This window comes from Streptomyces sp. a15 (assembly GCF_059026085.1).
In genome coordinates this window covers 65,940-86,958 of the sequence record NZ_JBWLKM010000015.1, presented here as the reverse complement: position 1 = coordinate 86,958, position 21,019 = coordinate 65,940, and the positions used below count along the sequence as shown (strand labels likewise).

Annotated in this window: 20 protein-coding genes and 1 tRNA gene; 6 read left to right on the top strand and 15 right to left on the bottom strand. The window is 70.6% G+C overall.

Annotated elements, in window-relative coordinates; translation table 11 throughout:
* Positions 1–102 precede the first annotated feature (102 nt).
* Both AC5P09_RS18100 and AC5P09_RS18095 read left to right on the top strand, forming a co-directional pair.
* Positions 103–312 carry a helix-turn-helix transcriptional regulator gene (locus tag AC5P09_RS18100; RefSeq protein ID WP_493874898.1) on the top strand — a complete coding sequence of 70 codons (210 nt, stop codon included), beginning with the start codon at positions 103–105 and terminating at the stop codon, positions 310–312.
* Entirely contained in the window at positions 309–1,673 is a 1,365-nt protein-coding gene (locus AC5P09_RS18095; protein WP_493874897.1) for a tyrosine-type recombinase/integrase, read from the top strand. The genes AC5P09_RS18100 and AC5P09_RS18095 overlap by 4 nt, the downstream gene beginning before the upstream one ends.
* 154 nt (positions 1,674–1,827) lie before the next feature.
* On the opposite strand, the gene AC5P09_RS18090 is transcribed toward AC5P09_RS18095, so the two are convergent.
* Positions 1,828–1,909: transfer RNA gene (locus AC5P09_RS18090), tRNA-Tyr, on the bottom strand.
* 234 nt (positions 1,910–2,143) lie between these two features.
* Between AC5P09_RS18090 and AC5P09_RS18085 the strand changes: the two genes are divergently transcribed.
* Entirely contained in the window at positions 2,144–2,632 is a 489-nt protein-coding gene (locus AC5P09_RS18085; protein ID WP_266435209.1) for a YajQ family cyclic di-GMP-binding protein, read from the top strand.
* A 110-nt stretch (positions 2,633–2,742) separates the two neighbouring features.
* On the opposite strand, the gene AC5P09_RS18080 is transcribed toward AC5P09_RS18085, so the two are convergent.
* On the bottom strand, positions 2,743–3,009 hold the full coding sequence (locus AC5P09_RS18080; protein WP_266435211.1) for a GlsB/YeaQ/YmgE family stress response membrane protein: 267 nt from the start codon (positions 3,007–3,009) through the stop codon (positions 2,743–2,745).
* Positions 3,010–3,186: 177 nt separating this feature from the next.
* Here AC5P09_RS18080 and AC5P09_RS18075 point away from each other — a divergent pair, with 177 nt between their 5' ends.
* The gene (locus AC5P09_RS18075; protein ID WP_493874896.1) at positions 3,187–4,437 is read left to right on the top strand and encodes an APC family permease; all 1,251 of its coding nucleotides are present in this window, start codon (positions 3,187–3,189) and stop codon (positions 4,435–4,437) included.
* 180 nt (positions 4,438–4,617) lie between these two features.
* Here AC5P09_RS18075 and AC5P09_RS18070 read toward each other — a convergent pair whose 3' ends face one another.
* The 13 genes from AC5P09_RS18070 to AC5P09_RS18010 all read right to left on the bottom strand — a co-directional run bounded on the left by AC5P09_RS18070 (position 4,618) and on the right by AC5P09_RS18010 (position 17,987).
* Positions 4,618–5,775: a barstar family protein gene (locus AC5P09_RS18070; protein WP_493874895.1), complete on the bottom strand. Its 1,158-nt coding sequence runs from the start codon at positions 5,773–5,775 to the stop codon at positions 4,618–4,620.
* 11 nt (positions 5,776–5,786) lie between these two features.
* A complete protein-coding gene (locus AC5P09_RS18065) occupies positions 5,787–6,179 on the bottom strand; it encodes a YccF domain-containing protein (protein WP_307676680.1) in 393 nt (130 codons plus the stop codon).
* Positions 6,176–7,039 carry a zinc metalloprotease HtpX gene (gene htpX, locus AC5P09_RS18060; RefSeq protein ID WP_493874894.1) on the bottom strand — a complete coding sequence of 288 codons (864 nt, stop codon included), beginning with the start codon at positions 7,037–7,039 and terminating at the stop codon, positions 6,176–6,178. The genes AC5P09_RS18065 and htpX overlap by 4 nt, the downstream gene beginning before the upstream one ends.
* Positions 7,040–7,246: 207 nt before the next feature.
* Positions 7,247–8,770 carry an NADH-quinone oxidoreductase subunit N gene (locus AC5P09_RS18055; protein ID WP_493874893.1) on the bottom strand — a complete coding sequence of 508 codons (1,524 nt, stop codon included), beginning with the start codon at positions 8,768–8,770 and terminating at the stop codon, positions 7,247–7,249.
* Positions 8,767–10,341 (bottom strand): NADH-quinone oxidoreductase subunit M, encoded by a 1,575-nt coding sequence (locus tag AC5P09_RS18050; protein WP_493874892.1) that lies wholly within the window; start codon positions 10,339–10,341, stop codon positions 8,767–8,769. The genes AC5P09_RS18055 and AC5P09_RS18050 overlap by 4 nt, the downstream gene beginning before the upstream one ends.
* 6 nt (positions 10,342–10,347) lie before the next feature.
* A complete protein-coding gene (locus AC5P09_RS18045; RefSeq protein WP_493874891.1) occupies positions 10,348–12,342 on the bottom strand; it encodes an NADH-quinone oxidoreductase subunit 5 family protein in 1,995 nt (664 codons plus the stop codon).
* Complete coding sequence (nuoK, locus tag AC5P09_RS18040) at positions 12,339–12,764, bottom strand: NADH-quinone oxidoreductase subunit NuoK (RefSeq protein WP_493874890.1); 426 nt, start codon at positions 12,762–12,764, stop codon at positions 12,339–12,341. Before nuoK ends, AC5P09_RS18045 begins: the two co-directional genes overlap by 4 nt.
* Positions 12,764–13,417, bottom strand: coding sequence for an NADH-quinone oxidoreductase subunit J family protein (locus tag AC5P09_RS18035; protein WP_493874889.1), 654 nt, complete (start codon positions 13,415–13,417; stop codon positions 12,764–12,766). The genes nuoK and AC5P09_RS18035 overlap by 1 nt, the downstream gene beginning before the upstream one ends.
* Positions 13,414–14,085, bottom strand: coding sequence for a NuoI/complex I 23 kDa subunit family protein (locus AC5P09_RS18030; RefSeq protein WP_493874888.1), 672 nt, complete (start codon positions 14,083–14,085; stop codon positions 13,414–13,416). Before AC5P09_RS18030 ends, AC5P09_RS18035 begins: the two co-directional genes overlap by 4 nt.
* 2 nt (positions 14,086–14,087) lie before the next feature.
* The gene (locus tag AC5P09_RS18025) at positions 14,088–15,056 is read right to left on the bottom strand and encodes a complex I subunit 1/NuoH family protein (protein WP_307676672.1); all 969 of its coding nucleotides are present in this window, start codon (positions 15,054–15,056) and stop codon (positions 14,088–14,090) included.
* Entirely contained in the window at positions 15,053–16,954 is a 1,902-nt protein-coding gene (locus AC5P09_RS18020) for an NADH-quinone oxidoreductase subunit C (RefSeq protein ID WP_493874887.1), read from the bottom strand. Before AC5P09_RS18020 ends, AC5P09_RS18025 begins: the two co-directional genes overlap by 4 nt.
* Positions 16,951–17,568: an NADH-quinone oxidoreductase subunit B gene (locus AC5P09_RS18015; RefSeq protein ID WP_493874886.1), complete on the bottom strand. Its 618-nt coding sequence runs from the start codon at positions 17,566–17,568 to the stop codon at positions 16,951–16,953. Before AC5P09_RS18015 ends, AC5P09_RS18020 begins: the two co-directional genes overlap by 4 nt.
* On the bottom strand, positions 17,559–17,987 hold the full coding sequence (locus tag AC5P09_RS18010) for an NADH-quinone oxidoreductase subunit A (protein WP_307676669.1): 429 nt from the start codon (positions 17,985–17,987) through the stop codon (positions 17,559–17,561). Before AC5P09_RS18010 ends, AC5P09_RS18015 begins: the two co-directional genes overlap by 10 nt.
* A 194-nt stretch (positions 17,988–18,181) precedes the next feature.
* Between AC5P09_RS18010 and AC5P09_RS18005 the strand changes: the two genes are divergently transcribed.
* Together AC5P09_RS18005 and AC5P09_RS18000 are read left to right on the top strand one after the other, a co-directional pair.
* Complete coding sequence (locus AC5P09_RS18005) at positions 18,182–19,420, top strand: sensor histidine kinase (protein ID WP_493874885.1); 1,239 nt, start codon at positions 18,182–18,184, stop codon at positions 19,418–19,420.
* Positions 19,421–19,570: 150 nt separating this feature from the next.
* Positions 19,571–20,932, top strand: coding sequence for a sensor histidine kinase (locus AC5P09_RS18000; protein ID WP_493874884.1), 1,362 nt, complete (start codon positions 19,571–19,573; stop codon positions 20,930–20,932).
* The last annotated feature ends 87 nt before the right edge of the window (positions 20,933–21,019 follow it).

The following is a 21,019-nucleotide window of genomic DNA, read 5'->3' as shown; positions in this document are numbered from 1 at the left end:
GAACAGGCCCCTGACCTGCGAGGTAGCGGCGGTAGCGGAAGTAGCGGACTTCAGAGAAGGGGCTCTGAGCCCGCCCTCTCCTCACCCCAAGGAGATCCCCGCATGAGTACCCCGACCCGCCGACGCCGCGTGCCGAAGGACGAACTGATACCGCTGAGCGACGCCTTGGTAGAGATCGGCATCAGCCGGGCCACCTGGTACCGGTGGCGCGACCACGGCTACGCACCAGAGGCCAAGCGCACGCCCTCCGGTCGCATTTGCGTGCGCCGAAGTGTCCTGGACGCCTTCAAGGAAGAATTGGATGCCGCGTGACCGAGTGGAGCTACGCCGTAAAGATCTGGGCTATCCGCAAGCGTGAATCGCGGAATCCCTACCAACTCCGCTGGAAGGTGGGTATACGCCCGCACGCGGAGACCTTTCAGACCCTGGGCCTGGCGGAGAGTCGCCGGGCCCAGTTCGTTACCGCCTCCCGCGCTGGTGAGCCGTTCGACGTGGACAGCGGCTTGCCGAAATCCATGGTCGCCAAGGAACGGGACATCTCGTGGTACGAGCACGCTCGCAACTACATCGAGATGAAGTGGGATGCCGCGCCCGGCTCCACACGGCGCACTCTGGCTGAGGCCATGGCCAGTGTGACGCCCACCTTCGTGAAGGACACCAAGGGCATGCCCGACGCCAGAGTCGTCCGTCGCGCGCTGTACAGCTGGGCCTTCAATAGGAACCGTTGGGATGAGGAGATTCCCGACGACGTGGCCAAGGTGCTGGACTGGTTCCAGCGCAAGTCGCTCCCCACGTCTGCGCTCTCTGAACGCCTGATCGTTCGGGCCGCCCTCAATGCCCTCTCCAAGAAACTGGACGGCAAGACCGCAGCACCAGGAACGATCAGCCGAAAGCGCGCGATCTTCTACAACTCTCTTGAGTTCGCGGTAGAAGCGGACCTGCTCGCCGACAACCCGCTCACCCGCATGAAGTGGAAAGCACCGGAACAGGTGGTGGAGGAGGTAGACCCTGCCTGCGTTCCCAACCCCAGGCAAGCGGCCAAGCTGCTGACGGCAGTACGAGACCAAAGCCCGCGTGGCCGCCGTCTCGTGGCGTTCTTCGGCTGCATGTACTACGCAGCCGCGCGGCCGGCCGAGGTGATCGGGTTACGGCTCACGGATTGCGAGCTACCCCGGCGAGGGTGGGGCTTGCTTCAGCTCCGGGAGACTCGCCCCCGCTCCGGCTCAGCGTGGACGGACAGCGGCCAGGCACACGACAAACGGGGACTGAAGCACCGCCCCCGGAAGGCGGTCCGGCATGTGCCGATCCCGCCAGAGCTGGTCGCCCTGCTGCGCTGGCACGTGACCGCGTACGGCACGGCCCGCGACGGTCGGCTGTTCCAGACCATGCGGGGTGGGCTGATCCAGGACACCGGTTACGGCGAGGTCTGGGCTGAGGCTCGCACGCGTGCTCTGACCCCGGCGGAGTTCGAGTCGACGTTGGCCAAGCGCCCTTATGATCTTCGTCATGCCGCGGTGTCCACCTGGCTCAGCTCAGGTGTGGAGCCTCAGCTTGTGGCACAGCGCGCCGGCCACAGCGTGGCCGTGCTGTTCCGCGTGTACGCGAAGTTCCTGAAGGACGGGGACGAGGCCGCGAACGCCAAGATCTCCGCTCGTCTGGGACGGCACGCTTAACGGGCCCGAAGTCCTGTCCACGTCTCGTCCACGAACTCCGAGATAGGGCGTTCGAACGCGAGACAGAGTGAGACAGTGCGTCGATCGACAAGGCGCATGACGAAGGGCCCGTGACCTGCGATGTTCGCAGGTCACGGGCCCTTACGTTCCCGTGTGGCGGCGCCAGGATTCGAACCTGGGAAGGTAGAACCGGCAGATTTACAGTCTGCTCCCTTTGGCCGCTCGGGCACACCGCCGGGGTTTGCCGCCCTTCGAACCGCTTTTCGGCGGTGTTCCGTGGCAACGACGTAAACGATACCCGATGGGGAGGGGTGCTTCGCCACCCGATTGATCTGCGCTCGGAGGTCGGTGGGTGGCTAGGCTTGTCCGGATGCGGCCCGGGACCACGCCGGGCTCGGCGCTCGCCTCCACGTACGCCGATACGCACGTACGCACCCCGATACGCACCCCGATACAAGGAGCCACAGGACATGGCCGACTCCAGTTTCGACATCGTCTCGAAGGTCGAGCGGCAGGAGGTCGACAACGCCCTCAACCAGGCCGCCAAGGAGATCTCGCAGCGCTACGACTTCAAGGGCGTGGGTGCCTCGATCTCGTGGTCCGGTGACAAGATCCTGATGGAGGCGAACTCCGAGGACCGGGTGATGGCTGTCCTCGACGTCTTCCAGTCCAAGCTGATCAAGCGCGGGATCTCACTGAAGGCGCTGGACGCGGGCGAGCCGCAGCTCTCCGGCAAGGAGTACAAGATCTTCGCGACGATCGAGGAGGGCATCTCCCAGGACAACGCGAAGAAGGTGGCGAAGATCATCCGCGACGAGGGTCCGAAGGGCGTGAAGGCGCAGGTGCAGGGCGACGAGCTGCGGGTCAGCTCGAAGAGCCGCGACGACCTGCAGGCCATCATCGCCCTCCTGAAGGGCAAGGACTTCGACTTCGCGCTGCAGTTCGTGAACTACCGGTAGGTAGTGCGAGCGGACTGCTTGTACGAGGAAGGGTGGGCGCCCGCCGGTTTCCCGGTGGGTGCCCACCCTTCTCGCCTGCTGGCTGCGGTCAGAGGGGTGCTTCCTCGCGGTCAGTTGCGCGAGTTGCCGAACAGGAGGCGGTAGGCGATCAGGAGGACGAGCGAGCCGCCGATCGCCGCCGCCCAGGTCGTACCGTCGTAGAACTCCTTGGTGACCGGGTGGTCCAGCCAGCGGGCCGATATCCAGCCGCCGATGAACGCGCCCGCGATGCCGATGAGTGTCGTGCCGATGAATCCGCCCGGGTCGCGGCCCGGCAGCAGGAACTTGGCGATGGCTCCGGCCAACAGACCGAGGATGATCCAGCTGATGATGCCCATGGCCTGAACCTGCCCTTCCGTTCTGTGCCCGCACTGTCTTCTGCCTGTGACTTCCGTCGCGGCAGGCTGTCCTTGCGGGCAGTGCACGTACCGCTGTGCGCGAGTGTTCGTGCTGCGTTGATGAAGAGGACGTCACTGCTGCATCCGGCGGTTGCAGCGATCAGTAGGGTGCCGCACATGACACGTTCCGAAGCCGGGCTGCGGCGCACCCTGGGGGTGGGAGACGCAGTGGTCATCGGGCTGGGCTCGATGATCGGCGCCGGCATCTTCGCCGCCCTCGGGCCCGCAGCGCACGCGGCCGGGTCCGGGCTGCTGCTCGGGCTGGCGGTCGCCGCCGTGGTCGCCTACTGCAATGCCACCTCCTCGGCTCGGTTGGCGGCCCTGTATCCGGCGTCCGGCGGCACGTACGTGTACGGGCGCGAGCGGCTCGGGCCGTTCTGGGGTTATCTCGCGGGCTGGTCGTTCGTGGTCGGGAAGACGGCCTCCTGTGCGGCGATGGCGCTCACTGTCGGGACGTACGTCTGGCCGGGGCAGGCGCATGCGGTGGCGGTCGCGGCGGTGGTGGCGCTGACCGCGGTGAACTATGGCGGGGTCCAGAAGTCGGCCTGGCTGACCCGGGCGATCGTGGCGGTGGTCCTGGCGGTCCTCGCTTGCGTGGTGGTCGTGTGTCTGGGGTCCGGAGCCTCTGATGCCGGGCGGCTGGACATCGGGGCGTCGGGCGGGGTGGGCGGGGTGCTCCAGGCGGCCGGTCTGCTGTTCTTCGCGTTCGCGGGGTACGCGCGGATCGCGACCCTCGGCGAAGAGGTGCGGGATCCGGCGCGCACGATCCCTCGGGCGATCCCGCTGGCCCTGGGCATCACGCTGGTGGTGTACGCGTGTGTCGCGGTGGCTGTCCTTTCCGTACTGGGGGCGGGTGGTCTCGGCGACGCGACCGCGCCACTGGCCGACGCGGTGCGGGCGGCCGGGGTGCCGGGGCTGGTGCCGGTGGTGCGGGTGGGTGCCGCCGTGGCCGCGCTGGGCTCGCTGCTCGCCCTGATCCTGGGCGTCTCACGGACCACGCTGGCCATGGCGCGGGACCGTCATCTGCCCGGCGCGCTGGCCGCCGTGCATCCGCGGTTCCAGGTACCGCACCGGGCGGAACTGGCCGTGGGCGTGGTGGTCGCCGTCCTGGCCGCCACGGTGGATGTGCGGGGTGCGATCGGGTTCTCCTCCTTCGGTGTGCTGGCGTACTACGCGGTGGCCAACGCGTCGGCCTGGACGCTCGGTTCGGCTCCGGCGACGCGGGTGGTGCCGGCGGTGGGGCTGCTCGGGTGTGTGGTGTTGGCCTTCGCGCTGCCGGGAGTGTCGGTAGTGGTGGGGGCGGGTGTGCTGGCGGTGGGTGCGGTCGCGTATGGGGTACGGCGGGGGGTGGCGGGTCGCGGGCAGTAGCGGCCGAGGGGTCGGGAGGTCGGTGGGCGGGAGTGTGTGACGGCATTCCCAGGCGCCCGCCCGTGTCGGCAGCCGGGCGCTCTCGGCCATGGGTTCATCATGCAAGGCCCCACTGACAATCGGGCGGGGCTGTGGACAACCGCCGGCCTGTGGAAAACCCCGCGTGTGAAAGTCCGGCGCTCAGGCGAGGCGGACTTCGACGCCTCTCTCGGTCATGAAGGCGAGCAGCTCGTCGAAAGTCGGCGGGCGGTCGTCGAGCAGTGGGGTGACGCCGAGGCAGGCGCGGGCGATGTGGGCGTCGTGCCAGACGAGGGTGAGGGGCGGGGCGGCACCCCAGCGGCCTCGGAGGCAGTCGTTCAGGGCGCTGAGACCCCAGCCGAAGTAGCCACCGGGACCGTTCACCGCCTCGCCCACCGCGCAGAAGAAGCCGATGGCGTCGGTGATGTGGCGGCCGTCGAGGTCATAGACCGTGTCGGACGGCTTGTCCGGCGCTTCGTGCACGTGGTTGTCCAGGGCCGTGCGCAGCCAGAACCGACGGCCTTCCGGGCCGCACCTCGCCCATCGGTTGGGCTCTGCGGGCCGTCCGTCCCCCCACAGCTCCCAGACCTCACGAGCCGCCAGTGGAGGCCGCTCCGACCACAGGTCGAGGGTGAGGTCGACCAGGCCCGCACCGCGGGCGGAGGGGATCCAGGCCCGCAGTTCGCCCTCGGCGGCGGCCTGCACGGGCCGGCCGGAGGAGTCGATGCGCAGTACCTTCACCTGGCCGAGGTCCTCCTCGCCGGCGTCCAGTGCGGTGCGCAGGGCTCCGCTCGGCGCACAGCCCAGGAGGCGCAGCGGGGGCTCCAGGGGTTCCTCCTCGACCTCTCGCACACGGGCCAGGTCACGGCAGGTGCCCCATGGCTGGCACTCCGCGTCCCGCAGGCGGTAGCCCGGGGACAGCGGCGGGCACTGCGGATAGTCGTACGGGTTGTCTTCGGGTTCTCGGGCCTCGATCGTGACATCTCGCAGGGTCAGGTCACGGGCGCAGGGGCGGACGTCGAGAACGCGGGCGTCTTCGACGTACCACTCCCCGACCGCCGTCCCGGACTTGTCGAGCATCTCCAGGGCGAGGACGCCGAGCGGAACCGAGCCCTCGGCACGCACGCGTGCGAGGGCTTCGGAGAGCTCGCCCTCAGAAGCACAGCCCAGCAGGTCGTACCTGTCCCGCGTGGGCGGAGGGGGGTCGGCGAAGAGGTCGTCGGCGTCCTGGCACAGGGCCCACGTCTCCTCGTAGCCCTCCTCGCCCTCGAACTCGGCCTGTCCGTCGTACGACAGCAGGAGGTACTTAGGCTCCCCCACCCCCGGATCCGTCAGCGGGTCGCGAACGGCTGGTCGCTCGGCACGATTTCGCGGCCCAGGGGGAACAGCGAGACCGGGATGAGCTTGAAGTTGGCGATGCCGAACGGAATGCCGATGATCGTCAGGCACAGGACGAGGCCGGTGACGATGTGGCCGATGGCCAGCCACCAGCCGGCGAGGACCAGCCAGAGCACGTTGCCGAGGAAGGACGGGGCACCCGCGTCGCGGCGCTCGACCGTGGTGTAGCCGAAGGGCCAGAGGGCGTAGACGCCGATGCGGAAGGCCGCTATGCCGAACGGGATGCCGATGATGGTGATGCACAGGAGCAGGCCCGCGGCCAGGTAGGCGAGGAAGAGCCAGAAGCCGCTCAGCACGAGCCATATGACGTTCAGGATGGTTTTCACTGGGGTCGACCTGCCATCTTCTCGAGCCGGGCGATGCGTTCTGCCATCGGCGGGTGTGTCGAGAACATCTTGGAGAGTCCCTGGCCCGGGCGGAAGGGGTTCGCGATCATCATGTGGCTCGCGGTCTCGATGCGGGGCTCAGGGGGCAACGGAAGTTGTTTGGTGCCCAGTTCGAGCTTGCGCAGGGCGCTGGCGAGGGCGAGGGGGTCGCCGGTGAGCTGGGCGCCGGACGCGTCGGCCTCGTACTCCCTGGAGCGGCTGATGGCCAGTTGGATGAGGCTGGCCGCGAGCGGCCCCAGGATCATGATCAGCAGCATGCCGAGGAGGCCGGGGCCGTCGTCGTCGTTGGAGCGGCCGATAGGGATCAGCCAGGCGAAGTTGACCAGGAACATGATCACGGAGGCGAGGGCGCCGGCGACCGAGGAGATCAGGATGTCGCGGTTGTAGACATGGCTGAGTTCGTGGCCGATGACGCCGCGCAGCTCGCGTTCGTCCAGGATGCGCAGGATGCCCTCCGTGCAGCACACGGCGGCGTTGCGCGGGTTGCGGCCCGTCGCGAAGGCGTTCGGTGCCTCCGTCGGGGAGATGTACAGGCGGGGCATGGGCTGGCGGGCCTGAGTGGAGAGATCACGGACCATGCGGTAGAGACCCGGGGCCTCGAACTCGCTGACGGGGCGGGCACGCATCGCGCGTAGAGCCAGTTTGTCGCTGTTCCAGTACGCGTACGCGTTGGTCCCCAGGGCGACCACGACCGCTACGACGAGCCCCATGCGGCCGAAGAGGCTGCCGATGACGATGATGAGTGCGGACAGTCCCCCGAGGAGTACTGCGGTCCTAAGCCCGTTGTGCCGGCGGTGCACGGTACGCCCTCCAAGTCGCGCAGCAGGGGAACCCTTTGCTTGCTGATCTCGCTCGATGATCTTGCTTACTGACTCCGATGCCACCGGTGTCGTGGTGTCACGTCCAGTGGACCCTCCCGTTCTGGTCAACGCCAGGCGAGGGCCTCTAGTTCCCTTGTGCGTACGGCGGCCTGCGTGGGCCGTCCGGGTGAGGGCAGCGGTGAGCGCTCAGAAGAGCCCGGTGTCGGTGAAGCGCAGGACCAGCTGAGGTGCTCCGGAGAAGGCGATGCCGAGGACGCCGGTGAGGGCGATCGCGGCGGTGAGGGGGGCCGGGACGCGGTGGGCGGCGACGTCGCCCTCGGGGGCGCGGAACAGCAGGGTCGTCCACTGGAGGTAGTAGAACAGCGCGATCACGACGTTGACGGCCATGACCACGGCGAGCCAGCCGAGGCCCGCGTCGACGGCCGCGGAGAACACGGTGACCTTCGCGAAGAGCCCGATGATGCCGGGCGGCAGTCCGGCGAGGCAGAGCAGGAAGAAGGCCAGGAGGAGCGCGGCGAGCGGGTTCGACGCGTACAGGCCGCGGTAGTCGGAGACGCGGTTGAGGGACTTCGTACGGCCGACCAGTGCGGCCACCGCGAAGGCACCCAGGTTCACGGCGGCGTACATGAGGGCGTACGCGACCGTGGAGCCGATCGACTTCTCGGCGTCGTCGGAGTACGCGGCGGCGGCGATCGGGACGAGGAGGTAGCCGGCCTGGCCGACGGACGACCAGGCGAGCAGCCGTACCGCGCTGTACGCGCGCGTGGCCTGCTGGCGGAGGGCGCCGACGTTGCCGACGGTCATGGTGAGGGCGGCCAGCGCGGCGAGGGCCGGGCCCCAGACGTCGGCGTACGACGGGAGGGCGACGACGGTGATGAGGATGAGGCCGGAGAAGCCGACCGCCTTGCCGACGACCGACAGGTAGGCGGCGATCGGGAGGGGCGCGCCTACGTAGGTGTCCGGCACCCAGAAGTGGAAGGGCACGGCGGCCGTCTTGAAGGCGAAGCCGATGAGGGTGAGGACGACACCGGTCTGGGTGAGGGTGTGGAGCTGCCCGTCGACGTTCTGGATGCGGTCGGCGACCTGGGTGAGGTAGAGGGTGCCGGTGGAGGCGTACACGAAGCTGATGCCCATGAGGCTGACCGCGGTCGCGGTGACCGAGGACAGGAAGAACTTCAGGGCGGCTTCGGAGGATTTCCGGTCGCCGTGCCTGAGGCCGACGAGGGCGAAGGCGGGCAGGGAGGCGACTTCCAGGGCGACGATCAGGGTCGCGAAGTCGCGGGAGGCGGGCAGGAGGGCGGCGCCGGCCGCGGAGGACAGCAGGAGGAACCAGTACTCCCCTTCGGGGAGTCCCTTGTCGGCGTCCTTGAGGGCGGTGACCGACAGGAGGGCGGCGAGGAGGGCGCCGCCGAGGACCAGGAGCTGCAGGACGAGGGTGAAGCGGTCGGCGGTGTAGCTGCACACGTCGGGGGCGCCGGTGAGGCAGAAGGTGCTGCGGTCGCCGTCCAGGAGGGGCAGCAGCATGAGCGTCGAGACGGCGAGGCCCGCGACCGATCCCCAGCCGAGCAGCGCCTTCTTCTTCTCGCCCACGAACAGGTCGGCGACGAGGACGACGAGTCCGACGACCGCCGCGATGGTGGGCGGCGCGATGGCGAGCCAGTCGACGGACTGGACGAGATTCACGGCCAGCGGCTGGACCGGGGAGCTCATCGGGTGCCTCCTGCGAGGAGCTGTTGCACGGCCGGGTCGGTCAGGCCGAGGAGGGCCTTCGGCCAGAGGCCGGCGACGACGGTGAGGACGACGAGCGGAGTCCAGGCCGCGAACTCGTATGTCTGGACGTCGGCGAGCTTCGGCGCTTCCTGCCGTACGGCGCCCATGCAGACGCGGCGGACCACGATCAGCATGTACGCGGCCGTCAGCAGCGTGCCGAACGCCGCGATCGCCATGAAGGTGAGGAAGGCCGGGCGGCTGAGGTCGGCGGCGGGCTCGAACGCGCCGAACAGCGCCAGCATCTCGCCCCAGAATCCGGCGAGGCCGGGCAGGCCGAGCGAGGCGACGGCGGCGAAGGCGAGCAGACCGCCGAGACGGGGTGCCTTGCCGTAGAGCGCGGCGCCGGTGGCCTCGGCGAGGGTGTCGAGGTCGGACGTGCCGGTGCGGTCCTTCAGCGCGCCGACCAGGAAGAAGAGCAGGCCGGTGATGAGGCCGTGGGCGATGTTGGCGAACAGCGCGCCGTTCACGCCGGTCGGGGTCATGGTCGAGATGCCGAGGAGGACGAAGCCCATGTGGCCGACGGAGGAGTAGGCGATGAGCCGCTTGAGATCGCCCTTCGCTCCCTGTTTCGCCAGGGCCAGGCAGGCCAGCGATCCGTAGATGATCCCGACGACGGCGAAGGCGGCGAGGTAGGGCGCGAAGGTGCGGAAGCCGTCCGGCGTGATCGGCAGCAGAATCCGGACGAATCCGTACGTACCCATCTTCAGCAGTACGCCGGCCAGCAGGACCGAGCCGACGGTCGGGGCGGCGGTGTGGGCGTCGGGCAGCCAGCTGTGCAGCGGCCACATCGGCGTCTTGACCGCGAGCCCGATCCCGATCGCCAAAACGGCGATGACCTGCACGGATGTGGTCAGCGACCGGCCGTTGTCAGTGGCGAGTGCCACCATGTCGAATGTGCCCGCCTTGATTCCGATCAGGAGCAGGCCGAGCAGCATGACCACGGAACCGAGCAGGGTGTAGAGGATGAACTTCCAAGCTGCCTGGGTCCGTTGCTCACCGCCCCAGCGGGCGATGAGGAAGTACATCGGGATGAGGACCATCTCGAAGGCGAGGAAGAAGAGCAGCAGGTCGAGGACGGCGAAGGTCGCGAGGGTGCCGGACTCGAGGACGAGCAGCAGTGCGACGAAGGCCTTCGGGGTCGGTCCCGCGGGCATTTTGAAATAGGAGTAGAGCGCGCAGAGGAAGGTCAGCAGCGCGGTCAGGACCAGAAGGGGGAGGGAGATGCCGTCGATGCCGAGGTGGATGCGCACGTCGAGTGCGGGAATCCAGCTGATGTCGGTCGTGGCCTGCATCTTCGACGGGTGGTCGTGGTCGAAGCCGAGCGTGAGGACGACCGCGGCGACGAGAATCGCGCCGGTGACCGTCACACCGTGCCGCAGCACGGCCTGCTCGGGTGACTTCCCCTTCAGTCCGGGCGGTGGCGGCAGCAGAGCGGTGGCGGCGCCGAGAAGCGGGCCGACCACGATGAACGCCAGAAGGACCTGCATCACGGACTCGTTGATATCGATCACGCCTGCTCACGCTCCCGTGGCGACGAGGACGGCGGCGACCACCAGGACGACGGTGCCGGCGAGCAGCGCGCTCACATAGGTCTGCAGATTGCCGGTCTGGGCCCGCCGTACGGCGGCTCCCAGCAGGCGGGGCAGCGCACCCGCGCCGCGTACGTAGGTGTCGACGACCTCGCGGTCGAGGAACCGGACGAGGGTGGCTCCGGCCTGGACCGGGCGGACGAAGAGGGCCGTGTACACGGCGTCGAGGTGGAAGCCGACGGCCGCGTGGCGGTGCAGCGGGCCGAGCAGGAGTCGACCCGGGTCCGCCGGGTCGGGGGCGTAGGCCACGTCTCCGTACGCGGGCTTGTGGCTGGCGATGGCCTCGGCCTCGACCTGTCCGGCGGCGCCCTGGGGGTGGGCCGCGACCGCACCCAGCGGGACGCGGGCCGCGAGAGCGGTGGTGTGCCGCCAGGCCGCGTAGGTGACGAGGCCGCCGACCAGGGCCGCGCCCGTGCCGAGGACGGAGGTGGTCAGGGTCGGGGCCAGGTCGCGGCCGTCGAACCAGTCGGGCAGCGTGCGGTAGGCGAATCCGCCGACGGCGAGGGAGGGGGCGGCGAGCACCCACAACACCACGGTCATGGTGAGGGGCTGCCTGCCGTGGTCAGGGGCCTCGGCGCCGCGGCCGTGGAAGGCAAGCAGCCACAGGCGCGCCGCGTAGGCGGCGGTGAGGAGGGCGGTGAGCAGGCCGGCCACGAGGACGGTCCAGCCGGCGGCACCGGGGGCGTGCTCGGTGTGGCCGGTGACGACGTGCTCGGCGGCGCCGAGGACGGACTCCTTGGAGAAGAAACCGCTGAAGGGCGGGATCGCGGCGAGCGCGAGGAGCGCCACGGTCATCGTCCAGAAGGCGTCGGGGACGCGGTCGCGCAGGTTGCTCATGCGGGACATGGCGGCCAGCGAGTTGGTGCCGGCGGCGTGGATGATCACGCCGGCCGCGAGGAACAGCAGCGCCTTGAAGGCGCCGTGCGTAAGGAGGTGGAAGACGGCGGCACCGCGGTCGCCGACGGCGAGGGCGCCGGTCATGTAGCCGAGCTGGCCGATCGTCGAGTAGGCGAGGACACGCTTGATGTCGTCCTGGGCGAGCGCGGCGAGCGCCGAGCCGGCCATGGTGACGGCGGCCATGACGGCGAGGACGACCATCGCGGCCTGGGAGGCCTCGAACACCGGGAGGAGCCGGGCGATGAAGTAGACACCGGCGGCGACCATGGTCGCGGCGTGGATCAGCGCGGAGACGGGGGTCGGGCCCGCCATCGCGTCGGGGAGCCAGGTGTGCAGCGGGAACTGCGCCGACTTGCCCGCCACGCCGGCCAGGAGCAGCAGGGCGATCAGCGTCGGGTGGTCGAGTCCGCCGTTCGCGACGGCGCCGAGGACGCGGGTGATGCGGAACGACCCGGCGTCGGCGGCCAGAGCGAACAGGCCGATCAGGAAGGGGACGTCGCCGAGCTTGGTGACCAGGAAGGCCTTGAGGGAGGCGGCGCGGGCCTCCGGGGTCTCCCAGTAGTGGCCGACCAGGAAGTACGAGCAGATGCCCATGATCTCCCAGCCGACCAGCAGCACCATCAGGTCGCCGGAGTAGACGACGAGCAGCATCGCGGAGGTGAAGAGGGAGACGAGTGCGGCGTACGAGGGGTAGCGCGGGTCGTCGCGCAGGTAGCCCGTGGAGTAGATCTGCACGCAGGTGGCGACGAGGCCGACCAGGACGGCGACGAGGGCGGCGAAGCCGTCGATGTGCAGGGCGAGTTCGATCGGGACCGAGCCGGTGGGGGTGAGCTCGGTGGCTGCGTTCACCGCCTGGTCGCCGCCCTGGCGCACAGCGACCACTGCGGCGAGCGCGAGGGAGGTGAGCGTCGGCAGGACGGCGAGTGGGCGGACGAAGCCGGGGGCCGTGCGGCCCAGGAGCAGGCCGGCCGCAGCGCCCAGGAACGGAAGGAGGGGGACGAGGACGGCGAGGGTGGTCGTGGTCACGCGGTGGCCTCAGCCTTCCCGGCCCGGTCGGCCGGGCCGGCCGTGCGGGCGTCGCTGTCGGAGCCGTCGGGGCCGTCGGGGCCGTCCGTCGGGTGGCTCTCGTGGCCCTCGGCGGTGTCGCGGAGCTTGTCGATGTCCGCGGTGCCGCGGTTGCGGTGGACGGCGAGGACGATCGCCAGGCCGATGCCGATCTCGGCGGCGGCGATGGCGATGGTGAACAGGGTCAGGGCCTGGCCGGAGTGCAGGGTCTCCTCGGCGGCCCGGCTGAGCCAGACGTCGAAGGCGACGAGGTTGAGATTGACGGCGTTGAGCATCAGCTCGACCGACATCAGGACCAGGATCGCGTTGCGGCGGGCGAGGACGCCGTACAGGCCGGTGCAGAACAGGAGGGCGGAGAGGACGGCGGGATAAGCGAGGTGCATCAGCGGGCCCCTTCCGTGTCACGCCCGGTGTCCCCGGCGCCGGGGACGCCAGGGCCGGTGCTCGCCGCCGGGCCGGTGCTCGCCGCGTCCGCCTTGGTCTTGCGGGAGAGGACGATCGCGCCGACCAGAGCGGCGAGGAGGAGGACGGAGAGGGCCTCGAAGGGGAGGACCCAGTTCTGGAAGAGGCTGGCGCCGGTGGCCTCGGTGGAGCCGGCTGCCGGGCCGTCCAGGTCGATCCAGGTGGTGCGGAAGGCGTCGACGACGACCCACACCAGGGCGGCGGCGGAGGCGACGGCCACGGTGAGGGCGGCCCAGCGGTTGCCGGAGTCGGCGTCCGGGGAGCGGCCGATGGGGGCCCTGGTGAGCATCAGACCGAACAGGAGGAGGACGACGACGGAACCGACGTAGATAAGGACCTGCACCCAGGCGATGAACTCGGCGGTGAGCAGGAGGTACTCGACGGCGAGGCCGCCGAGGGTGACGACCAGCCACAGGGCGGCGTGCACCAGCTGCTTGGTGGTGACGGTGACCAGTGCGGCGCCGAAGGTGACCAGGCCGACGAGGAGGAAGGCGATCTCGACGCCGGTCGGGGAGAGGAAGCCGTGGGTCTCGGTGGCGGCCGTGAGGGAGCCGGCGGCTGCGGCGAGGGTCATGCGTCTCCCTCCTGCCGGGGCTGGTCCGTCTGCTGCTTCGACTCACCCGTCGGCCGGGTGGGCTGCTCGGCCGCGCGGGCCTGCTCGTCGGCGTGCGGCTCGGTCGAAGACTGGGCCTCCTGCTGGGCGGCCAGCTTCTCGGCGGTCTTGCGGGCGGCGGCGATCTCCTTCGGCTCCTCCGCGGCGGGGTCGAGGGCGGGCGGGGCCGGGACGGTCCACATCCACTCACGGAGCTTGTCGCGCTCGTGGGTGAGGTCGCGGATGTCGGTCTCGGCGTACTCGAACTCCGGGGACCAGAACAGGGCGTCGAAAGGACAGACCTCGATGCAGATACCGCAGTACATGCACAGGGCGAAGTCGATGGCGAAGCGGTCGAGGACGTTGCGGCTGCGTTCGCGGCCGCCGGGGGTCGCCGCCGGGACCGTCTCCTTGTGGGAGTCGATGTAGATGCACCAGTCCGGGCACTCGCGGGCGCACAGCATGCAGACCGTGCAGTTCTCCTCGAAGAGGCCGATCACACCGCGGGTGCGGGGCGGGAGGTCGGGCTGGACGTCCGGGTACTGCTCGGTGACGGTCTTCTTCGTCATCGTGCGGAGGGTGACGGCCAGGCCCTTGGCGAGGCCGGAGCCGGGGATGCGGGGCCGGGTGGGTGGGAGAGACGCAGCCATGGTTACTGGATCACCACCTTGACGATGCCGGTGAGGGCGATCTGGGCGAGGGAGAGGGGGACGAGGAGGGTCCAAGAGAGCTTCTGGAGCTGGTCCTCGCGCAGGCGTGGGTAGGTGACGCGGAGCCAGATGACGACGAAGGCCAGCACGGCCGCCTTCAGGAGGGTCCAGACCCAGCCGAGGCCGTCGGCGCCCCAGGGACCGTGCCAGCCACCCAGGAAGAGGACGGTGGTCAGGCCGCACAGGACGACGATTCCGGCGTACTCGGCGAGGAGGAACAGGGCGAAGCGGAGGCCGGTGTACTCGGTGTAGGCACCGAAGATGATCTCCGAGTCGGCGACCGGCATGTCGAAGGGCGGGCGCTGGAGTTCGGCGAGGCCGGCGACGAAGAACACGATCGCGCCGACGATCTGCCAGGGCAGCCACCACCACTCGAAGGCGTCGAGGATGCCGGGGATCGAGACGGTGCCGGCCGCCATCGCCACCGAGGCGGCGGTGAGCAGCATCGGGAGTTCGTAGGCGAGGAGCTGGGCGGCGGTGCGCAGGCCGCCGAGGAGGGAGAACTTGTTGGCGGAGGCCCAGCCGGCCATGAGCGAGCCGAGGACGCCCACGCCCATCACGGCAAGGACGAAGAAGACGCCCGCGTCGATGACCTCGCCGACGGCGCCCTCGCCGGGGCCGATGGGAATGGCGAGGAGGACCAGGAGGTACGGGAGGAGGGCTACGGCGGGGGCGAGTTGGAAGATACGGCGGTCCGCGCCCGCGGGAACGATGTCTTCCTTCTGCGCGAACTTCACGCCGTCGGCGACGAGTTGGGCCCAGCCGTGGAAGCCACCGGCGTACATCGGGCCGAGGCGGCCCTGCATGTGGGCCATGACCTTGTGCTCGGTCTGGCCCACGATCAGGGGGAAGGTGAGGAAGACGACGAAGACGATCACGAGTCGCAGGGCGACGTCGAGTGCGTCGTTCACTGCGGGCCTCCTGAGGGGTCTTCGGGGGTGCCGGGATCGGGGTCGGGGCGGGGGCCGGGCCTTGGGGGGTGCTTGGGGTTGGGTGCCTGCTCGGCTTCGGTATCCGCAACGGCTTCGACCTCGACCTCGGCTTCGGCTTCGGGAGCGTGGTCCGGCTCGGCTTCCGGTGCCTGCTCGGCATTGGGTGCCTGGCCGGCCCCTGCCTCGCTCTCGGCGTTCGGCTCGGGCTCAGCGCCTCGCTCGGGTTCCCGTTCGTCGAAGGCCGGGCGGGCGTGGTGCCAGGGGGCGTCCGGGCTGCGCGGGGTGGTGGGCGCCTTCGGGGGCGTGCCCTCGGTCTGCGGAGGTGCGGCGGCCTCGCCGGTGTCGCCGGCCGAAGCCGCCGCCTCGGGCCTGGCTCCCTGACTCGCCGACCCCTGCGAAGCGCTGCGGGCCCGACGCCGGGCACCGGGCGCATCGCTGGCCGGGGCAGCCGGGGGCGGGGCGCCCGTGGCCGACGTCTCCGTGGCCTTGGACGCCTCGCTCTGACTGGCCGAGCCCTCCGCCGCGGTGCGGGAACGCCTCGGTACAGCGGGCGCGCCCGTGGGCTGGGACGCCTCCGCCTGCTCCGCCGCTGTCGGACTCCCGGAGCCCTCCACTGGCGACGCCGAGGTCCGGCTCGCCGAGCCCTCGGCCGCCGTACCAGACTCACTCGGCCCAGCTGACGAACCCGGAGAGTCAGACGCCTTCGCCTGCCCCGCCGCGTCCTCCGCCGGAACCGCCTCGGCCCGACTCGCCGACCCCTCCACCGGAGCGGCCGACACCTGACCCGCCGCCCCCTCAGCCGCCGAACGCGACCGCCTCGGCCCAGTCGACGCACCCTCAATCGGCGCACCCGCAGACGGAGCCTCCTCCACCTGACCCGCCGCACCCGCAGACCCGGCCGCCTCCACCGGAGCCGCCGACACCTGACCCGCCGCCCCCTCAGCCGCCGAACGCGACCGCCTCGGCCCAGTCGACGCACCCTCAATCGGCGCATCCTCAGTCGGCGCACCCGCAGACGGAGCCTCCCCCACCTGACCCGCCGCACCCGCAGACCCCGCCGCCTCCACCGGAGCCGCCGACACCTGACTCGCCGACCCCTCAGCCGCCGTACGGGCACGCCGTACGGGCCGTTCGCCGGCCGCGCGCGCCGGGCGTTCGCCCGTGTCCCGCACCGGGCGATCCCCAGTACCCCTCACCGGGCGATCTCCAGCACCCCCCACCGGGCGTTCCCCGGTACCACCCCGCACCGGGCGGTCCCCCGCCCCCGCGCGCCCCGCGCCCCGTGCCGGGCGGGTTGGGGCCGGGGGGAGTTGGCCCTTCAGGGGGCCCCATTCGTTGGGGTCGGGGACGCCTGGGGGGAGCATTTGGCGGCGTTTGGGGCCGCCGTGTTCGGATTCGCCGGGTTCCTTGGCGCCGGGCCAGGCCTTGGCGACTCGGGAGGCGAGGACGAAGTCCTTGCGAAGGGGGTGGCCTTCGAAGCCGTCCGGGAGGAGGAGGTGGTCCAGGGAGGGGTGGCCCTCGAAGGCGACGCCGAACATCTCGTGGGTCTCGCGTTCGTGCCAGGCGGCGCCCGCGTACACGTCGACGGCGGTCGGCAGGGCGGGGGCCTCGTGCGGGACGGTCGTACGGACGAGCAGGCGGCGTACCGGGGAGAGGGCCACGACGTGGGCCGAGACGCGGAAGCCCGTGCCCGGTTCGTCGACCGCGCTCAGCCAGTCGAAGTAGGTGCAGCCGAGGCGGTCGCGGGCCGTTTCGAGCGCCGCGATCCAGGAGGCCGGCGGCACGTCCACCGTCAGGACCTCGTACGACTCCTCCGCCGTGGCCTCCGCGCCGAACAGTTCCTCGGCGGGCGCGGGCAGCCAGCCGACCACCGTCATCGCGCGTCCCCCTCAACAGCCGGCCCAACGGCCGGCGGCCGCACCAGCCCGCTCTGCAGCGCCGCGGCCGACGGCCGGGCCGTCCCGTACCGCTCCCCCAGCGACTCCCGGGCGATCTTCTCCTGGAGTTTGAGGATCCCCTGGAGCAGCGCCTCGGGGCGCGGCGGGCAGCCCGGGACATACACATCCACCGGGATGATCTGGTCGACGCCCTTGGTGACGGAGTACGAGTCCCAGTACGGGCCGCCGCAGTTGGAGCACGCGCCGAAGGAGATGACGTACTTCGGCTCGGGCATCTGTTCGTAGAGGCGCTTCACGGCCGGCGCCATCTTGTCGGTGACCGTGCCGGAGACGACCATCAGGTCGGCCTGGCGCGGGCCGGGCGCGAAGGGGATCACGCCGAGGCGGATGAAGTCGTGGCGGGCCATCGACGCGGCGATGAACTCGATCGCGCAGCAGGCGAGGCCGAAGTTGAAGACCCACAGGGAGTAGCGGCGGCCCCAGTTGAGGACCACCTTCATCGGCTCGGGGGCGAGCCGCGAGAGCACGCCGAGGCGCTTCGGCTCCGGCAGGTACACGGGCTCCGAAGGAGTCACTTCTGGTGTCACGTCCATGCCAGTACGCCCTTCTTGTACGCGTACAGCAGGCCCACGGCGAGAAAGCCCAGGAAGATGAACATCTCGACGAGTGTCGTCGCGCCGTACCCGTCGGCGGCGAACACCGTCGCCCAGGGGAACAGGAAGATCGAGTCGACGGCGAAGATGACGTACAAGAAAGCGTAGACGTAGTAGCGGACCTGGGTGTGGGCCCAGCCCTCGCCGACGGGGTCGACGCCGCACTCGTACGTCAGGAGCTTCTCGGGCGTGGGGACCACGGGTCGCAGCAGCCGCCCGGCTCCGAAGGCGACGGCCACGAACAGGACGCCGACGACGGCGAGCAGCCCGACGACCGAGTACGACTGGAAGTAGTCCGCCGCAACGACGACGGTCGGTTCCGGCACGTCAGTCCCTCGCTCCCTGACACTGGACGACATCTGGACGACACTGGACGACACTGGACGCTCTTCGACGATCTGTACGCACGGGAGTCTAGGCCCTGCTAAAGAGACCGTAAGCAGCCCGTCACGCCTTGGCACAAGCCACAGGTCGCCGGGGTGGGGTTATCCCCAGGGGATCGCGGCGGTCCGCCTCATGGCGCGGCGGCCCGCCGAGCGGCACGCTAACCCATATGACCGAACGTCTCCCGTCCTCGAGACCCAGCGGGGAAGCGGACAGCGACCGCCTGCCGCCTGCCCGTTTCGCCTTCGACCGGCACACCTGGAAGGAGATCGCGCACCTTCTGGCGAACCTCCCGGTGGCCCTGCTCGGATTCACCTACGTCATGACGGTGCTGGTCACCGGCTTCTGGCTCACCGTCACGGTGATCGGTTTCCCGCTGCTGGCGGCCGGCCTGATGGGCGCCCGGCAGCTGGGCAAGCTGGAGCGGGCGCGGGCCAGGGCGCTGCTCGGGGTGCGGATCGACGAGCCGAGCCCCCTCCCCCTGCGCAGCCGCAGGAACGGCTTCTTCGCGCAGCTGTGGATGGGGATCAAGGACCCGGTCGGCTGGCGCACGGTGCTGTACGACTTCGTCCGGCTGCCCTGGGGTGTCTTCACCTTCGCCATCACGCTGACCTCGTTGTTCGTGCTGTGGCCGGTGCTGCCGTTCATCGCGCGGGGTCTGACCAACGTGGACCGGGCGATGGTGCGCGGTCTGCTGTCGCCGTCCGACGAGCTGGAGCGGCGGATCGCCGAGCTCGAGTCGGACCGGGGGGTCGTGGTCGACACGGCCGCGGCCGATCTGCGGCGCATCGAGCGCGATCTGCACGACGGGGCGCAGGCCCGGCTGGTCAACCTGGCCATGGGCCTGGGCCTCGCCAAGGAGAAGCTCCTCGAGGACCCCGACACGGCGGCGGCGATGGTCGCGGAGGCGCACGGCGAGGTCAAGCTCGCGCTGCAGGAACTGCGGGATCTGGCCCGCGGCATCCATCCCGCCGTACTGACGGACCGCGGCCTGGACGCGGCCCTGTCCTCGGTCGCCTCGCGCTGCACGGTGCCGGTGAAGGTGACGGCCGACCTGCCGACCAGACCGGCCGCGGCGATCGAGGGCATCGCCTACTTCACCGTCTCGGAGCTGCTGCAGAACATCAGCAAGCACAGCGGGGCGAGGACCGCGTCGGTCGACGTGTGGCAGGCCGACGACCGGCTGCTGATCCAGGTGTGGGACGACGGCCACGGCGGCGCGCGTCTCGACGGCGGTACGGGGATGCGCGGCCTCGCCGACCGGCTGGGCGCCGTCGACGGCCTGTTCGTCATCGACTCACCGCCGGGCGGGCCGACGGTGGTCACGGCGGAGCTGCCGTGGCGGGACCGGTCGCTCGACGCGCGGGAGCCCAGGGGGGCCGGGGAGCCCAGGCGGTCCCGGAGGTAGGGAAAACCCCCCGTCCAGGACGCCGACTGACTCCATGGTCCGCGGACCTGCGGCCGAGCAGGGTGGAGATACGACGGCACAGCCTCGGGACCAGCAGGTGGACCAGCAGGGTCTGCGGAGCCTCAGGACGAGTAGAAACGGACGACGCCGATGGCCACGGACTACGGACAGGGCTACGGGCACGACAGCGGGCTCGGGTTCGCGGAGGGGACGCGCAGGCATCGGCTGCCCTCCGCGCTGCGGGCGCCGTTCGAGGCGCGCAGCTGGAGCGAGCTGGCGTATGTGCTGCTGGGCCTGCCGATCGGCGTGCTCCTGTTCACGTACGCCGTCACGATGGTCTCCCTCGGTGCGGGCCTTCTCGTGACGTTCCTCGGGATCCCGGTGCTGGCGGCGGGGCTCGCCGGGTGCCGGGGGTTCGGTGCGCTGGAGCGGGGCCGGGCGCGGGCGCTGCTGGGTCTGGAGGTGGGCGACCCGGAGCCGCTGCGGATGCGGAAGCAGGGCGTGATGGGCTGGATGGGGGCCGTCCTCGGGAGCGGCACCTCCTGGCGGACCCTGCTGTACGCGCTGCTGTACCTGCCGTGGTCGGTGTTCTCGTTCGTCGTCTCGGTGACCTTCTGGTCGATCGGGTGGTCGCTGATGACGTACCCGCTGTGGTTCTGGCTCTTCCCGATGTACGGCGGTCAGGACGGGCTCCAGCTGTACGGCGACGAAGGCCACCACATCTACCTGGACAACCCCTTCGAGATCGGCGTCACGGCGTTGGTGGGGCTGTTGTTCACGATGGCCACGCCGTGGATCGTGCGGGCGCTGACGATGGTGGACCGGGTCCTGGTGCACGGGCTGCTCGGGCCGACGCGGCTGTCGGCGCGGGTGGTGGAGCTGGAGTCGGACCGGGGGGTCGTCGTCGACACCGCCGCGGCGGACCTGCGGCGCATCGAGCGGGACCTGCACGACGGGGCACAGGCACGGTTGGTGGCGTTGGCCATGGATCTGGGGCTGGCGAAGGAGAAGCTCACGGAGGACCCGCAGGCGGCGGCGCGGATGGTCGGCGACGCGCACGGTGAGGTGAAGACCGCGCTTCAGGAGCTGCGGGACCTGGCACGCGGGATCCATCCGGCGGTGCTGACGGACCGCGGGCTGGACGCGGCACTGTCCGCGGTGGCGTCGCGGTGCACCGTGCCGGTGCAGGTGGAGGTGGATCTGCCCGCGCGGCCGGCGGCGGCGATCGAGGGGATCGCGTACTTCACGGTGTCGGAACTGCTGCAGAACATCAGCAAGCACGCTCGGGCGACGTGGGCGTCGGTGGATGTGTGGCGGGTGGAGAACCGGCTGATGCTGCAGGTCGTGGACGACGGAGTGGGCGGGGCGGACACGGCCGGCGGGTCGGGGCTGGCCGGGCTCGCGGAGCGGCTGGACGCGGTGGACGGAATCCTGGTGGTGGACTCGCCGGAGGGCGGGCCCACCCGGGTCACCGCGGAGTTGCCTTGGCGGGCGGAGCCGGCGATGCGGTGAGCTCCGCGGTTGGGCGGGGGCGGGCGGCGCGGCTGGGCGGCGGGGGTGTGGGTCGCCCCCGCCGCCCCTACCCGTTCTCATCCCCCA

Excerpts from the sequence above, each read along its gene's own strand:
- AC5P09_RS18100 (WP_493874898.1), top strand. The coding sequence starts at position 103 with ATGAGTACCCCGACCCGCCGACGCCGCGTGCCGAAGGACGAACTGATA.
- AC5P09_RS18085 (WP_266435209.1), top strand. The coding sequence starts at position 2,144 with ATGGCCGACTCCAGTTTCGACATCGTCTCGAAGGTCGAGCGGCAGGAG.
- AC5P09_RS18080 (WP_266435211.1), bottom strand. The coding sequence starts at position 3,009 with ATGGGCATCATCAGCTGGATCATCCTCGGTCTGTTGGCCGGAGCCATC.
- AC5P09_RS18075 (WP_493874896.1), top strand. The coding sequence starts at position 3,187 with ATGACACGTTCCGAAGCCGGGCTGCGGCGCACCCTGGGGGTGGGAGAC.
- AC5P09_RS18055 (WP_493874893.1), bottom strand. The coding sequence starts at position 8,770 with ATGAGCTCCCCGGTCCAGCCGCTGGCCGTGAATCTCGTCCAGTCCGTC.
- nuoK (WP_493874890.1), bottom strand. The coding sequence starts at position 12,764 with ATGCACCTCGCTTATCCCGCCGTCCTCTCCGCCCTCCTGTTCTGCACC.
- AC5P09_RS18035 (WP_493874889.1), bottom strand. The coding sequence starts at position 13,417 with ATGACCCTCGCCGCAGCCGCCGGCTCCCTCACGGCCGCCACCGAGACC.
- AC5P09_RS18030 (WP_493874888.1), bottom strand. The coding sequence starts at position 14,085 with ATGGCTGCGTCTCTCCCACCCACCCGGCCCCGCATCCCCGGCTCCGGC.
- AC5P09_RS18020 (WP_493874887.1), bottom strand. The coding sequence starts at position 16,954 with ATGACGGTGGTCGGCTGGCTGCCCGCGCCCGCCGAGGAACTGTTCGGC.
- AC5P09_RS18015 (WP_493874886.1), bottom strand. The coding sequence starts at position 17,568 with ATGGACGTGACACCAGAAGTGACTCCTTCGGAGCCCGTGTACCTGCCG.
- AC5P09_RS18010 (WP_307676669.1), bottom strand. The coding sequence starts at position 17,987 with ATGTCGTCCAGTGTCAGGGAGCGAGGGACTGACGTGCCGGAACCGACC.
- AC5P09_RS18005 (WP_493874885.1), top strand. The coding sequence starts at position 18,182 with ATGACCGAACGTCTCCCGTCCTCGAGACCCAGCGGGGAAGCGGACAGC.
- AC5P09_RS18000 (WP_493874884.1), top strand. The coding sequence starts at position 19,571 with ATGGCCACGGACTACGGACAGGGCTACGGGCACGACAGCGGGCTCGGG.